Origin of the sequence: Agrobacterium fabrum str. C58, from assembly GCF_000092025.1 — a bacterium.
GTDB lineage: Bacteria > Pseudomonadota > Alphaproteobacteria > Rhizobiales > Rhizobiaceae > Agrobacterium > Agrobacterium fabrum.
The window spans coordinates 471096-485758 of record NC_003063.2; the positions used below are offsets into that span (position 1 = coordinate 471096).

Annotated in this window: 14 protein-coding genes; 6 read left to right on the forward strand and 8 right to left on the reverse strand. The window is 60.3% G+C overall.

Translation table 11 applies throughout. The annotated features are described in order from the left end of the window. Positions 1–9: 9 nt before the first annotated feature. From ATU_RS15850 to ATU_RS15870, 5 genes are all read right to left on the reverse strand, one after another. A complete protein-coding gene (locus ATU_RS15850) occupies positions 10–954 on the reverse strand; it encodes an acyl-CoA dehydrogenase family protein (RefSeq protein WP_010973027.1) in 945 nt (314 codons plus the stop codon). Between the two features lie 51 nt (positions 955–1005). Then, a complete protein-coding gene (locus ATU_RS15855) occupies positions 1006–1551 on the reverse strand; it encodes a flavin reductase family protein (protein WP_010973028.1) in 546 nt (181 codons plus the stop codon). Between the two features lie 154 nt (positions 1552–1705). After that, positions 1706–2875: an FMNH2-dependent alkanesulfonate monooxygenase gene (gene ssuD / locus ATU_RS15860; RefSeq protein WP_010973029.1), complete on the reverse strand. Its 1170-nt coding sequence runs from the start codon at positions 2873–2875 to the stop codon at positions 1706–1708. Between the two features lie 162 nt (positions 2876–3037). After that, a complete protein-coding gene (locus ATU_RS15865; RefSeq protein WP_035257347.1) occupies positions 3038–3235 on the reverse strand; it encodes a hypothetical protein in 198 nt (65 codons plus the stop codon). Between the two features lie 139 nt (positions 3236–3374). Beyond that, on the reverse strand, positions 3375–3992 hold the full coding sequence (locus ATU_RS15870) for an alpha/beta hydrolase (RefSeq protein WP_010973031.1): 618 nt from the start codon (positions 3990–3992) through the stop codon (positions 3375–3377). A 386-nt stretch (positions 3993–4378) separates the two neighbouring features. Here ATU_RS15870 and ATU_RS15875 point away from each other — a divergent pair, with 386 nt between their 5' ends. Further along, positions 4379–5449, forward strand: a complete 1071-nt coding sequence (locus ATU_RS15875; RefSeq protein WP_010973033.1) for an LLM class flavin-dependent oxidoreductase — start codon at positions 4379–4381, stop codon at positions 5447–5449. Positions 5450–5506: 57 nt separating this feature from the next. On the opposite strand, the gene ATU_RS15880 is transcribed toward ATU_RS15875, so the two are convergent. From ATU_RS15880 to ATU_RS15890, 3 genes are all read right to left on the reverse strand, one after another. Then, positions 5507–6685, reverse strand: a complete 1179-nt coding sequence (locus ATU_RS15880; RefSeq protein WP_010973034.1) for an acyl-CoA dehydrogenase family protein — start codon at positions 6683–6685, stop codon at positions 5507–5509. Beyond that, positions 6682–7713 carry an ABC transporter substrate-binding protein gene (locus ATU_RS15885; RefSeq protein WP_010973035.1) on the reverse strand — a complete coding sequence of 344 codons (1032 nt, stop codon included), beginning with the start codon at positions 7711–7713 and terminating at the stop codon, positions 6682–6684. Before ATU_RS15885 ends, ATU_RS15880 begins: the two co-directional genes overlap by 4 nt. Before the next feature lie 69 nt (positions 7714–7782). Beyond that, positions 7783–9390: an ABC transporter substrate-binding protein gene (locus ATU_RS15890; protein WP_010973036.1), complete on the reverse strand. Its 1608-nt coding sequence runs from the start codon at positions 9388–9390 to the stop codon at positions 7783–7785. A 269-nt stretch (positions 9391–9659) separates the two neighbouring features. On the opposite strand from ATU_RS15890, the gene ATU_RS15895 reads away from it, so the two are divergent. Genes ATU_RS15895 through ATU_RS15915 form a run of 5 tightly spaced genes read left to right on the forward strand, consistent with a single transcriptional unit; the run spans position 9660 to position 14623 of the window. Then, positions 9660–10649, forward strand: coding sequence for an ABC transporter permease (locus ATU_RS15895; RefSeq protein WP_010973037.1), 990 nt, complete (start codon positions 9660–9662; stop codon positions 10647–10649). Next, entirely contained in the window at positions 10646–11641 is a 996-nt protein-coding gene (locus ATU_RS15900) for an ABC transporter permease (protein WP_006315087.1), read from the forward strand. Before ATU_RS15895 ends, ATU_RS15900 begins: the two co-directional genes overlap by 4 nt. Beyond that, on the forward strand, positions 11638–12636 hold the full coding sequence (locus ATU_RS15905; protein WP_010973038.1) for an ABC transporter ATP-binding protein: 999 nt from the start codon (positions 11638–11640) through the stop codon (positions 12634–12636). The genes ATU_RS15900 and ATU_RS15905 overlap by 4 nt, the downstream gene beginning before the upstream one ends. Beyond that, positions 12614–13549 (forward strand): ABC transporter ATP-binding protein, encoded by a 936-nt coding sequence (locus ATU_RS15910; RefSeq protein WP_010973039.1) that lies wholly within the window; start codon positions 12614–12616, stop codon positions 13547–13549. Before ATU_RS15905 ends, ATU_RS15910 begins: the two co-directional genes overlap by 23 nt. Positions 13550–13567: 18 nt before the next feature. Continuing rightward, positions 13568–14623, forward strand: a complete 1056-nt coding sequence (locus ATU_RS15915) for an aldo/keto reductase (protein ID WP_010973040.1) — start codon at positions 13568–13570, stop codon at positions 14621–14623. Positions 14624–14663 lie beyond the last annotated feature (40 nt).

Below are 14663 nucleotides of genomic sequence, written 5' to 3' on the forward strand. Positions count from 1 at the left end.
GCGTCATCTTTATTGACGGCGCAGATCATCCACCAGCGATGCGATGAGCCCGGATTCGCTGACGCCCTCGATAAGACCAAGGCGCGCCATCAGGATTTCCAGCGTGATGGCATTGTTGCGGACCGAACGACATGTGACGTTTTCCGCTCCCACCTGCGCCGCGTCGATATGGGTCGCCAGACTTGATATCTGCGCCTTCAGCAGTTCGATCGCGAGGAATATTTCCCCAATGACCGGTTTCGCCGCGCCATCATCGGCTAGCCTGTCGATCAGCAATCCCGAAAGCTCACGCTGTTTTTGCCCCAGAGCCACCGCAGCCTTCAAAAGGGTGGAAACGGAAGCGGCGAGATTTTCCGCACCCTGGGCGAGGAACACCACCTGATTGGCGCGCAGCAGGCCCTCCCATGAGATATTCGGTCGGTTGCGCAGAACGACAAGCAGGGGCTGCCCGGATGTGTTGACGGCTGGAACGACGATCCAGTCCGCATTGGCCCTTGCCAACAGCGCAATGTCATCGGGAAGCCGCAGGGCATAGTCGTCGGTGGTCACCGGGATTGCCTGATCCAACCCGCCATCAGATGTCGCCAGGGCGAAGGTCTCACCAAGATCGAGGCGGGCGAAAAGGGCCCTGCGCTGCTCATCGCTGCCCGCATTGCGGATGAATTCAAGCGCGGTGAAATGCTCGACGAGATCATGCGCCGCCCCGGCATTGGCTGCAGCAATGATCGAAAGCGCCTGCGAGAGAACATCATTGGTGATATCCGCCCCGCCCATATCAGTTGGAACGGAGAGAGCGAGGAGGCCGGAGCGGGCAATCCGGGCATGGATTTGCCCCGGATTTTCGATAGCGCATTTTTCGGCGATCGTCCGGGCGACGGTCAGCACATCGATATCCGCGCCGAGGCGTGGAGGAACGAAACGAAGTCTTTCGCCAAGAGACGTGACGGATCCCATGCTCAACTCCCTCAAACAATGACAAAATGAAAGCGCCGAAACGACAGACGCTCAGTCCAGTGAATGATAACGCCCGTTCTGGTAGAGCAGCGAATGGCCGGAGCCGACACGGATCGCCTCCACCTTGCCGATGACGATGACGTGGCTGTGACGCTCGATCGTCTCTTCGATGGTACAATCGATCGCCGCCACGGCATCTTCGAGGATGGGGGCCCCGCTTGCCAGCCTTGTCCATTCCGCACCGCGATACCGGTCCGGGCCCTTCAGGCCGCCGATACCGGCAAACTGGTTGGCGACGAACTGATGGTTCGTGCCGATGATGTTGACGGCGAAATGACCGAAACTCTGCACCACCGGCCATGTGGATGAGGAGCGGTTGAGCGCAACAAGGATTCGCGGCGGATCGACCGACAAAGCGGTGGCCGATGTCACGGTCGCGCCCGTTCGCTCATCCCCTTCGCCTGCGGTAATCACGCTGACGCCGCCGCCGAGTGTCCGCAGCGCCGCCTTGAGGCTGTCGGCATCCGCCGCCCTGCCGGCGACCGGGTCGCGCAGATTGATGAATTGTTGATCCTTGGCCGCATATTGCAATGTCATCGCGTGGCTCCTGAAACAGCTGAATTGTTCAATAGCTAGCAGCGGTGGCGGGGGCTGAAATAGACATCGTTTTCCATAATCATAATATTCTATAGAAATAATGTTTTATATGCCGCCGTTGCGTTGGTATCGCTGCAAACCCTCGATGGATGGATCAGGATCCGGACACCAGCTTGACGTTGCCGCCATGGCCGCCACCGCCGAAAACCTGTTTTGCGCCGAACGACGATCGAATCTGGTTTCGCGGCCCGTCAATGCCGATTTCCGGAAACAGCAGCTCGGACAGGCGATAGGCTTCTTCGAGATGCGGATAACCGGAAGCGATGACGGTATCGATACCGAGCGCCTGATATTCCCTGAGCCGTGCCGCCACCGTCTTCGGTGATCCGACCAGCGCGGTACCCGCGCCAGACCGCACAAGACCGATACCCGCCCACAGGTTGGGAGAGACCTCCAGCTTGTCGCGCCGCCCATTGTGCAGCGCCTGCATTCTTGCCTGCCCGACGGAGTCCGATGCCTTGGAGAAGACCTCCTGGGCAGAAGCGATGGTCTCATCGGAAAGCTTAGAAATCAGCCTATCGGCATCGGCCCATGCTTCCTCATCGGTTTCGCGCACGATGAAGTGCAGGCGAATGCCGAAGGTCACCTCCCGCCCATTTTTGGCAGCGGCAGCGCGAACCTTGACGATTTTTTCCGCCACCTGTGCCGGCGGCTCGCCCCAGGTCAGATATTTGTCGGTGATCCCAGCCGAAAACTCGATGCCGGCATCGGAAGAGCCGCCGAAATAAAGCGGCGGGCGCGGTTCCTGCACCGGCGGCAGGCCGAGCCTGGCACCCTGCGCCTTGATGTATTTGCCGTCGAGATCTCCCTTGCCGGTTTCGATCAGGGAATTGAACACCTGAAAGAATTCGTCGGCATGGTCGTAACGCTCGTCATGCGGCAGGAAGATGCCGTCACCGGCCAGTTCCTGCGCGCTGCCGCCAACAACGATGTTGAGCAGCAACCGCCCATGGGACACACGATCGAGCGTGGAGGCCAGACGCGCGTAATAAGCGGGGGAAGCAACGCCCGGACGAATAGCGACAAGGAACTTCAGCTTTTCGGTATAGGCAGCGAGATTGGCCGCCAGAATGAAGGATTCTTCGCAGGCAACGCCGGTGGGAATGAGCACGCCGGAATAACCAAGCCTGTCGGCGGCCTGGGCAATTTCCCGGAAATATCCGGGATCGGCGGGACGCGACAGATCATCGGAGCCGAGATAGCTGCCATCGCCGGAAGTGGGTATGAACCACAGGAAATCGAGTGGTTTATCGTGCTTGCTCATCGGCAGGTCCTTTGCAATCCGCCCCTCGGGCGATGCGACGTCATGATGAAAGGGTAACCAGTTCCCCGGCGCGTTTAAGAAATTTTGTTCCAATTTCCATCCATCGCGGAGAGTTTCTCTCTCGGATGAATGGCGCTCCCAAAGGCAAAGGAACGCTTGTGCTCAGAAGACCGGGTAAAGGCCCAGCATCGCGAAGTTCATTTCGCAGATCTCTTCCCGCTCCAGTTCGAGATCGCTTTTCCCCTGCCGGATGCGCCCGGAGTTATCCAGCGGGTGAAGATAAAGCGGCTCGTCTTCACGGGGCTGACGCCGGGTCAGGCCGAACAGATCGAAAGTAAACGCATGAAGTCCCTGCGGCATGTGCGCCTCCTTTGCTCAATTCCCCTATCCTCCGGCGACTGGCAAAAATCGTCAATATTTTCCATAAAATTACTATTCTATAATTGAGGCGTCGCCGGCAAACGTCGACCAAGGATGTGGCCGCGGGAAAAATTCCGTTTCAGAGCACGCTGGCGTCGCTCTGAAGATGCGCACCATGTATCCTTGGCAACCCGTGCAGTCTCGATCCGGTCGCGGTCTTTTCAGCGGTCGATTTCAGACGGTCGAAAAGCGCATAACCTTGGGGCCACCGACCAAAACCGGCGGCGATGTTGATGTGCCCGACGGAGCCAAGATTGACGAGGTCGCTTCCCCAGCTGGTGGCGGTTTGCGCCAGTTCTTCAGGGTCCATATAGGGGTCATTCATGCTCCCCACCACGAGACTGGGAAAAGCAAGCGGCTGCTGCGGAAACGCGCCGAACCGGACGATACAAGGATGCATTGCCTCCACCCGATCGAGATGGGCGGGAGCGACCAGAAGCGCGCCCCTGATTTTGGCAGCCGAAGCTCGCGACGCCATATTCGCCACGAGTGGGCAACCGAGGCTATGGGCAACGATATAGGCGCTTTCAACTGCGGATAGCGCTGATTCAAGACGGTCAATCCAGTCTTCGAGAACCGGGCATTGCCAATTGTCCTGATCGACCAGCCGGGCCTGAGGATCATCCAGCAACCAGTGCCGCTGCCAATGCCCCTCATCCGAACCGTTCAGACCGGGGACAATCAAGGTGGTACACATGCCTACTCCGTGGTTTGCGGGCGGTGTGCCTCAAGAATGGAGAATCCTACGATTCCCGTCGACTATTGCCTTGCTCACCTTTCTAAGCACGGGGAAAAATCAAACCACGTAATGACAGCAGCGTAGAAAATGGGTTCCCGTGGGCTTTAGGATCACCGAAAAAACGGAATCTTTTATCTCAATTTTTTACATGGAAAATATGTGCAATATCGGCAAAGTCTGAGCAAAGCTTTTCCCCCGCCGCATGCCAAAAGAAACGCCGCTGCTTGGCCCCGCAGGCGCGGCTTTGCCATTCTCGTGTCCTCGGAGGTTTTCGCCTCCCAAACCGGACGTTACAGCGGCGGGCCCCTCCTCCGCGCGACAAACCGACAATTCAGGCGGATGATGTGAGCAGCACGAGTGAATTTCTCTGGTATATTCCCAATGACGTCAAACCCGGTCATCGCGGCGATGCAGTCAGCGACAACCATAACAGCCTCGATACATTGACCAGCCATGCAAAGGCGCTGGAAAATCATGGCTGGAAGGGCGCGCTGCTCGGCACCGGCTGGGGCCGGCCCGACACCTTCACGGTCGCAGCAGCCCTTGCGGCGCGGACCACGACATTCGAGCCGCTGATCGCCATCCGTCCCGGTTACTGGAAACCGGCCAACCTCGCCTCGGCCGCCGCCACGCTCGACCAGCTTTCCGGTGGCCGCGTGCGGATCAATGTCGTCTCGGGTCGAGACGAGCTTGCAGCCTATGGCGACGAAGAAGGTGATCAGGCGCAGCGTTATGCCCGAACGAAAGAGTTCATGCGGCTAGTACGGCGGCTCTGGACAGAGGAAAATGTCACCTTTGACGGTGAGCATTTCCGGGTGAAGAATTCCACTGTCCTACCACGTATCGCCGCACGCGCCGACCGCCCGCATCCCAGGCTTTACTTCGGCGGTGCTTCCGAAGCGGCTGAGCAGGTCGCCGCAACCGAGGCCGACGTGCAATTGTTCTGGGGCGAACCGCTTGCCGACGTGCGCGAGCGGATAGAAAGGCTCAAACATTTCAGCCAGACGCTTGGCCGCGACCTGCCCCCGCTGCAATTCGGCCTGCGGATCACCACGCTGGTGCGAGAAACGACGGCCGAAGCGTGGCGCGACGCCGAGGCGAAAGTCGCTGAAATGGCCGCTAATAATGGCGTGCGATGGAACGACCATCTGCAAGGCTTGGCGGTCGGCCAGCGCCGGCTGCTGGATTTGCACCATCGGAGTGACGTGCTGGACGACAATCTTTATACCGCGCCCGGCAAATTCGGCGGCGGCGGTGCCGCAACCACATGGCTGGTGGGTTCGGCGGAGGATGTCGCCGCCTCGCTGCGCAAATACCGCGCGCTTGGCATCACCCATTTCATCCTTTCCGACACGCCCTATCTGAAGGAAATCGAACGGCAGGGCGACAGGTTGCTGCCGCTGCTGCGGGATTGAAGCGGGGACGATGCCGGGCGGTCTTGTCGAAGCAAGGCCGCCCGGTGCCTTCGCCAATCAGCCATCCGCCGCCTTGATGCTTTGACGGCCGAGAATCGTGCGGATCATGTGGCTTTGCGGCGCATGCGCCCTTGCCGTGATGGCATCGCGGTGATGGCGTTCGAGATTGTAGTCCCGCCGCAGGCCGCGATTGCCACCAAGCTCCAGCGCCAGATCGGTCACCGTCACCGCATTGTCGATCACCACATGGCGAACGGCCAGCGCATCCGTTCCCACCCGCTCTCCCGCATCGATATCACGGGCAACGGAAAGAAGCAGGCGCCGGTTTGCTGCGAGAAGCACCTCGATCTGGCCAAGACCTTCCTGAATACGCGGAATGGAGGAGAGCGGCGCACCGAGGCTTACTGGTGCATGGCCCGTCAGATGGCGCAGCAGATCATCCCGCGCCGAAAGTGCTACACCATGATAAACGGACGCCAGAAGCGCGAAAAAATTATAGCCATCGGCCTCATCGCGCCGCAGCGGCTCATCCGCTGGCTGTTCGGCAACGATGTCTGCAAGCGGCACTCTTACATCCTCCAGCACAAGATCATGGCTGGCGGTGGCATACATGCCGGTCGCCTCCCATGCCTTTTCCTGGGCGATGCCAGCAGCATCGAGTGGAACCAGAAGCTGAATGAGACGCGGCGTCTCTTCCGTCGTCACCGCAAGCACGATCGCCCATTTCAGCCCCGGCAGGCCGGTGACGAAGCTCTTGCGGCCATTGACCACCCAGACATCGCCTTCGATCCGCGCCGTCGTTTCCGGCAGGCCGCCATGGGCGGGTGAACCGACACCCGGCTCCGCCTGCGCATTGTTCAGAAGCGCCGGCTCCCTATTATTGGCGACCAATACCTTTGCCGAGAGAGCAGCCGGCCATTTGCCGCGCCGGATCGCGGCGTGAACGCTGTAGTGCATGGCCAGAATGAGCGCGGTGGACGGATCGCCCTTGGCAATGGCCGTAATGACGGCATGCGCCGTTTCCATGCCCTCGCCCCAGCCTCCATCCTTCACAGCCGTCACCAGGCCGAGCAGACCCGACTTGAAAAGCGCTTCGAAATTGCCGGCGGCGAATTCCCCGCTTTTGTCGTGGTCAGCCGCCGTCTGGCTGAAATCTTCGGCCAGCGCGGCTGCGATGGCAACGGGGCTGGATTGCTGCTCCGGCGGGCGCGGAACGGTGGATAAAGCCCCACTCATGCCACCGCCCTCTCACTTGCCGTCACGAAACGGGTGTCGGTCCACGCAGCAAGATCGAAGTCGTTTTCAAGGAAACCCCATTGATGCAGGAAATCCTTGTAATGGCCGACAGCGGCCACGAGCTCCGCATCAAGGCCGAGGCCAAGATGGCGGTGAACCTCCGGCCCGTTGGCGGCCAGAACCTGTTCTTCCGTGGCGCCGGCCTCCCGCGCGATGAAACGGCGCGTCTCTTCCGGATGCTGCTCCGCCCAGAGCGAGGCTTTGCGAATAGCGCCAACCAGCCGCTCCACCAGATCGGGACGCTCGTCTGCAAGACGCCCATCAACCGTCAGCACCCGGGGAGAGCCGGAGTTGATGCGGATTTTCGGATCGGGGTGAAAGCCGAATTCCACCACCTGCACGGCCCCTATCAGATTGGCAGCAGCAATACCTGCCGTTCCCTTGACGAAAATCGCATCGACCTCGCCCCGCAGCAGCGCGATGATCTCCTCACCAAAGGACTGCCGGCGCTTCAGGCCGAAAAGCGACGGCCCCTCCTGCGAGGCCAGCACCGAATCCGCAATGACGATGTCAGTCAGTTCGACATCCTCAACCCCCAGCCCTTGCAATGAAAGCGCGGAGACAATGCCCTTCAGCGCCGTCGCCCGCATGAAATCGACAATGCCTTCCGGTCGCCGTGGCACACCGAAACGACGGCCGACAAGATCGGCAAGCGAGCGGATGCCGCTCTCCGGCAGGGTGATGATCGCCTGAAATTCATCCGTCCAGGTAATGCCGACAAGACGCGTATTGCGCCCTTCCGAACGGGCGCGGATGGGCGGCACATTGCCGCCATGGCGGAAGGACCATTCCAGCGTGTGGTTGAAATGGCTTTGGCGAACCGAACGGTCAGGCGAATCGATGATGGATTTCAGCGCGATGCCGACCTCCTCGAAGGTCTGCCCGAGATAACCGAGCTGCGCCGCTAGCCCCACGGGCGTGGGCACCGGGCAGCGTGTGTACCAGATTTCAGAAAGTGTCGTGCTCATGGCTTTGGCCTCGATGAAAGGGAAAAATACCGGCTCCCGCAAAAAGGGGAGCCGGGTCTGGCGAGACAATCAGGATGCGGCGATATGCGCGAAGGCGAGGCTTCCCGCGACACCTTCGGCGCCGATGGTGTGATCGGCGATGCGCTTGTTGAAGATGGTGATTTCAGGTGCTGCGACGATGTCGATCGCCGGCACGTCCTCAACGAGGATCTGCTGGATTTCCTTCCATTGCGCCACGCGCTTGTCCGGATCGATCTCGATGGCGGCGGCTTCAAGCAGCGCATCCACCTTCGGATTGCTGTAGGCTGCACCATTGGAGAAAGGCACACCCTTCTTGAAGTTCTTTGACCAGTAAAGCCGCTGCACGCCGACGGTCGGATCGAAGAGATTGCTCATGCCCTCATAAGCAAAGTCGAAATCGCGATCCGTGTAGATACGTTTGGTATATGTGGCGAAATCCTGCGTGCGCACCGTCACATCCACGCCGACCTTTGCCAGCGCCTGACGGATGTAGTCCGCACCGCGCGGATAGGCCTCGGTGCTTGGCACGTAATCGAGATTGAGCTTGAAACGGATGCCATCGGCACCGCGCTTGTATCCGGCCTCATCCAGCAGCGCTTCCGCCGCCTTCAGGTCGATCGGATAGGTTTTCAGATCATTCACGAACCATTTCGTCAGCTTCGGATTGATCGGACCCGCGATCGTCGCGCCATAACCGAAATTGACCGTGTTGAAGATGACGTTGCGGTCGATCACATGCGCGAAAGCGCGGCGGACACGCACGTCTTTAAAGACATCCTTTTCGAGGTTGAATTCCACGCGGCTGATCGAATTGGTATATTGATAGCCATTGGTGTCGAAGCCGAGGCTCGGCAATTCCTTCAAGCGGTCAAGATCGCTATAGGCGACCGGCGTGCTGGGGGCGAGATCGATCTCTCCGGTTTCGATGGCGATGGCGCGGGCCGATGCATCCGGAATGAAGCGGACGATCAGCCTGTCGAGATAGGGGCGCGGCGCATCCCAATAATCCGCATTACGCTCAAAAACGATATGGCTGCCGCGCACCCACTCCTTGAACTTGAACGGGCCGGTGCCGATGGGTGCGAGGTTGACCGGATTTTCGGTGACTTTCGTGCCCTCATAAAGGTGCTTGGGTACGATGGGCGTTTCGGCGGCGGCAAGTGCGGTGATTAGGTATGGCGCGGGTTTGGAAAGAACCAGAACCGCCGTCAGCTCATTGGGCGTCTCGACCGCGGTAAGGTTCAGGAATGTATTGCGACCACGCGGATGCACTTCCTTGATGGTGCTGATGGAGAAAGCCACATCGGCGGAGGTGAACGGCTTGCCGTCGTGCCATTTCACACCGGGCCGCAGATTGAAGGTATAACGCAGTCCATCCGCGCTCACGTCCCAGGATTTAGCCAAGAGCGGCTTGGGATTAAGATCAAAATCATAGGTCAGCAGACCCTCGGTAACCTTGGGCGATATATAGACGGAGTTATAGGCCGTATGTGCGATCGTCGTCAGCACCGGCGGTTCCGATGAGATCAGCAAGGTGGCCGTGCCGCCGCTTGCAGGCTCTGCCGCGTTGAGCTTCAGCCCCGGCAACGACACCACGCCAAGCGCCACCGACGCCAGCAGAAATCCGCGCCGCGTCGTCTGGTTGAAAATAGTCATGCGATACCCTCTCGTTGATTGAACCGGCGAAAACCCGGCGAAACTGAACGGCTGCGCTTTGAGAGAAGTTTGTTCCGCAGACGAGAGTGGGATTGGCATGAGGAACCAACCATTCTCATTAATGGGAATTATCTTTCTTTTAATGCGCATATTTTGGTAAATTTCAGAAAATAATTCTATTACTCTTTGACAAATTCCATAAAATTAGTCAACTAATGTCCGTGCCTTTGCGGGCTGATTTATGTTTTCTAGATTGCGGACTGGAGCCGATGTCGAATTCGAAAAGAATATTATCGCAGGCGAGACGGGTGGCCATTCAGGCCGTCCCGACGGTTCTCGGTATCGTCATCCTGAACTTCTTCCTGCTGCAGCTGGCACCGGGCGATGCCGCCGATGTGCTGGCGGCGGAAGCCGGTTCGGCAACCGTCGAGACCATGGCCGAAATGCGCTCCCGCTTCGGACTGGACCTGCCGATCGTGCATCAGCTCATGAACTATCTCGGCAATCTCGCGCAGTTCAGCCTCGGTTTTTCGCCGCGCTACGGCATGCCGGTCGCAGACCTCATCGGCCAGCGGCTGCCAGGTACTCTGGCGCTGATGGGCGCCGCCCTTGGCATCGCAATCTTCGTCGGCGTGTTCCTCGGCTCCATCATGGCGCTTTTTTCCGGCAAGCTGCCGGACCGGATCATTTCAATCGGCTCGCTGATCTTTTATTCCGTGCCGGGTTTCTGGATCGGCCTGATGCTTATCCTCACCTTTTCGGTGAAGCTCGGCTGGCTTCCTTCGGGCGGCGACAGCACCATCGGCAGCAGCCTCACCGGTTTCGCCGCCTTTCTCGACAGGTTGCGCTACATCGTTCTCCCCGCCCTTTCGCTGGCGCTTTATTTTCTGGCGATTTATGCCCGCCTCACCCGCGCGGCAATGCTGGAAGTGAAATCTCAGGACTATGTGCGCACGGCACGCGCCAAGGGCGTTTCGCCGTTCCGGCTCATCACACGCCATATTCTGCGCAACGCGCTGATCCCGATAACCACCATGGCTGGCATGCACATTGGCGGCCTGCTGGGCGGCGCTGTCGTGGTTGAAACCGTCTTCAGCTGGCCGGGCCTTGGCCGTCTTGCTTTCGAAGCCGTCATGGCCCGCGATTTCAGCGTGCTGCTCGGCATTCTGCTTCTCTCGTCCCTCGTCGTCATCATTGTCAATGCAGCCGTGGACCTGTTGCAGGCATGGCTCGATCCCCGCATCGGAGAAAGCCGATGAATTCCTCCCATACATCAGCGGTCCTCAACACGGCCGAACTCGGCGCTGAAGAGACCAATCCCAAACCGAAGAAACCGGAAGAAAAAGTCTGGCCCTATATCCACGCGCCGGATGCGCTTTCGGCCCGCTCCGTCTCCGTGCCCCGGCGCGGTCTGCGGCGGGAATTGAAAATTTTCCTGACCAACCCCAACGCCATCGTCGGGCTGCTGTTTCTCGCCACCGTCCTCATCGCCGCGCTGATCGCCCCCTTGATCTACCCCGGCGATCCCCTGGAAATGGTGGCCCGCCCGTTCCTTTGGCCCGGCCAGAATGCCGCCTATCCGCTCGGCACCGATTCCATGGGCCGGGATGTTCTGGCCGGCATCGTCCACGGCGCGCGCATTTCGCTCACCGTCGGTGTCGTCGCCACGCTGATCGGGTTGACGATCGGCATCTCGATCGGCGCTTTCGCCGGTTATTTCGGCGGCGTTATCGACGATATTCTCGTCAAGCTGATCGAAATATTCCAGACATTGCCGAATTTCGTGCTGCTTGTTGTACTCGTCGCCATCGCCCAACCGTCGGTCACTACGGTCACCTCTGCAATCGGCATCATCACATGGCCGCTGGTGGCCCGCCTCACCCGCGCCGAATTCCGCGCCATCCGCGAAAAGGACTATGTGCTCGCCGCCCGCAGCCTCGGTTACGGCCATGCGCGCATCGTCTTTCAGGAAATCCTGCCCAATGCGCTGCCGCCGATCATCGTCACCTCCTCCGTCATGGTGGCGGGTGCGATCCTCATGGAGGCGGCGCTGTCCTTCATGGGACTTGGCGATCCCAACCGCGTTTCCTGGGGTTCTATGATCGGTTCGGGACGCGACGTCATCCGCACCGCCTGGTACTTGACCGCGCTTCCCGGCCTCGCCATCGTTTTCACCGTCATTTCGCTGAACCTCATCAGCGATGGCCTCAACGATGCGCTCAACCCCCGTTTCTCGGAGGAACGCCGATGAGCAAACTGATCGAAGTTCATGATCTCTCCGTCAGCTTCGGCTCGGCCCAGCCGGTCAAAGGCGTCAGTTTCGATGTCAGCCCCGGCGAAATGCTGGCCATCGTCGGCGAGAGCGGCTCTGGAAAATCCCTGACGGCGCTCGGCCTCATTGGCCTGCTGCCCTCACACGCCAAGACCGGTGGGCGAGTTCAGCTCGAGGGCCGCGACCTGCTGCCGCTTTCCGAACGGCAATGGCGCGGCATTCGCGGCCGCGATATCGGCATGATCTTCCAGGAGCCGATGACCTCGCTGAACCCGGTTCTGACGGTCGGCGAACAGATTATCGAAGTCCTGCGCATCCATGAAAAAATCGACCGGCGTCAGGCGCGCAAACGGGCCATCGAGCTTCTCGACCTTGTCAATATTCCCGATGCTGCCCGACGGGTGGATGATTATCCGCACCAGCTTTCCGGCGGCATGCGCCAACGCGTGATGATCGCCATCGGCGTCGCCTGCAATCCGAAACTGCTGATCGCAGACGAAGCGACGACGGCGCTCGACGTGACGATACAGGCGCAGATCCTGCAATTGCTCGACAATCTGCGCCGCGATCTCAATATGGCGGTGATCCTCATCACCCACGATCTCGGCATCGTGGCGCAATGGGCGGACCGGGTGATGGTCATGTATGCCGGCCGCAAGGTGGAAGAGGGTTTGCCGGAACCGGTGTTCTCCAACCCCTACCATCCCTATACGCGCGGGCTGCTTGCCGCTTCGCCACGCGCGGAAGACGGCCAGCATTATCGTGACGGGCCGCTGATCGAAATTCCGGGCTCCATCGTCTCCGCCACCGGCGAGCGCGGCTGCGCCTTCCGGCCACGCTGTCCGAGCGCCCGTGGTTTCTGCGGGCAGTTCGTGCCGCCACTGAGGCCGATTTCGGAAGGCCGCTACGCCGCCTGTCCCTTCGTATTCCCGACATCACAGGAGATATCCGATGACGCTCTTGTCAGTGCATAGTCTCTCCACCCATTATACGGGCGGACGCGGCACCGTGCGCGCCGTCGATGATGTCTCGCTCGACATTGAGGCGGGCGAGACGGTGGCGCTGGTGGGCGAATCCGGCTGCGGCAAATCCTCGCTCGGCAAGTCACTGATGCGGCTGGTCGAACCCTCTTCCGGCAGGATCACCTTCAAGGGCGCTGATGTCACGGCGATGACGTCGTCGCAGCTGCGCGGTATCCGCCGCCGCATCCAGATGATCTTTCAGGATCCCTTCGCTTCGCTCAATCCACGCCAGACGGTTCGCACCATCCTCACCGCGCCGCTCAAGGTGCACGGCATCGGCGACAGGGCGCGCCAGCGCGAAATCGTCGAAGCCATCGTCGCGCAGGTGGGCCTGCCGCCGGACGCGCTCGACCGTTATCCGCATGAATTTTCCGGCGGCCAGCGCCAGCGCATCGGCATTGCCCGCGCGCTGGTTCTGGAACCGGAACTGGTGGTGTGCGACGAGCCTGTCTCGGCGCTCGACCTTTCGATACAGGCACAGATCCTCAACCTGCTGGTGGAGATGAAGAAGCGGCTGTCGCTCTCCTATCTCTTCGTCTCCCACGACCTTTCCGTGGTACGTTATTTCTCCGACCGCGTGCTGGTTATGTATCTCGGCAAGATCGTGGAAAGCGCGCCGACCGCAGAGCTCTGGGCCTCGCCGAAGCACCCTTACACCCGCGCGCTGCTCGCCGCCGTTCCGGATCCCGCCCGCCGCAAACAGGCGGCACCGATTTCCGGTGATCTGCCAAGCCCGCATGATCCGCCAGCCGGCTGCCGGTTTCACACCCGCTGCCCGCTCGCCACCGATCTCTGTCGCGAAAAAGCGCCGGATTACGCCCTTTTCGGCAAGAACCACGCCGTGGCTTGCCACCATGCCCAATAACTTCAAGGAGCAACCATAATGGTCGACTATCGCTATCTCGGACGTAGCGCGCTGAAAGTTTCGCCGCTGAGCCTCGGCACCATGATGTTCGGAGGCCCGACGCCGGATGACGTGGCTTACCGCATCATCGACAAGGCGCGCGAACAGGGCATCAACTTCATCGACACCGCCGACGTCTATCATGACGGCAAGTCGGAAGAAGTCGTCGGCCGCGGCATCAAGGCCAGTCGCGATCACTGGGTGCTGGCGACGAAATTCGTCAACTCCCATACCAAGGGTCCTAATCTCGGTGGGCATTCGCGCAAATGGGTGATCGAGACCGTCGAGAATTCGCTTCGCCGTCTCAACACCGACTACATCGACATCCTCTATTTCCACCGCGCCGTCTTCGACGCGCCGCTGGAAGAGCCGGTGCGCGCCATTGCCGATCTCATCCGCGCCGGCAAGCTGCGCTATTTCGGCGTGTCGAACTTCCGTGGCTGGCGCATTGCCGAAATCTCGCATCTTGCCGACCAGCTTGGCATTGACCGGCCTGTCGCCAGCCAGCCTCTCTACAATATCGTCAACCGCACGGCCGAAGCCGAGCAGCTGCCGGCAGCTAATCATTATGGCCTTGGCGTGGTGTCCTATTCACCGCTCGCACGCGGTGTGCTGACCGGCAAATACCAGCCGGGCGAACAGCCGGGTGCCGATACCCGCGTCGGGCGGGGCGACAAGCGTGTTCTGGAAACGGAATGGCGTCCGGAATCGGTTGAGATCGCCCAGAAGGTCGCGGCCCATGCCGCTTCGAAGGGCGTTTCGGCGGCGGATTTCGCGCTCGCGTGGGTGCTGAACAACAAGTTCGTCACCGCCGCCATCACCGGCCCGCGCACCGAAGAGCACTGGAACAGTTATGTCCGCGCCCTCGATGTGAAGATCGATGCGGAAGATGAAGCGCTGGTCGACAGCCTTGTCACGACAGGCCATCCGTCCACGCCCGGCTTCAACGATCCAAGCCATCCCGTCGAAGGCCGCGTACCGCGCAATGTCGAGCCCGCACCCCGCCCGGCCCTCAAGCCGCGCGCCGTCGCCTGATTACTCACAAAAAGCCTGCGGCGCGACCGTGCCGCAGGCC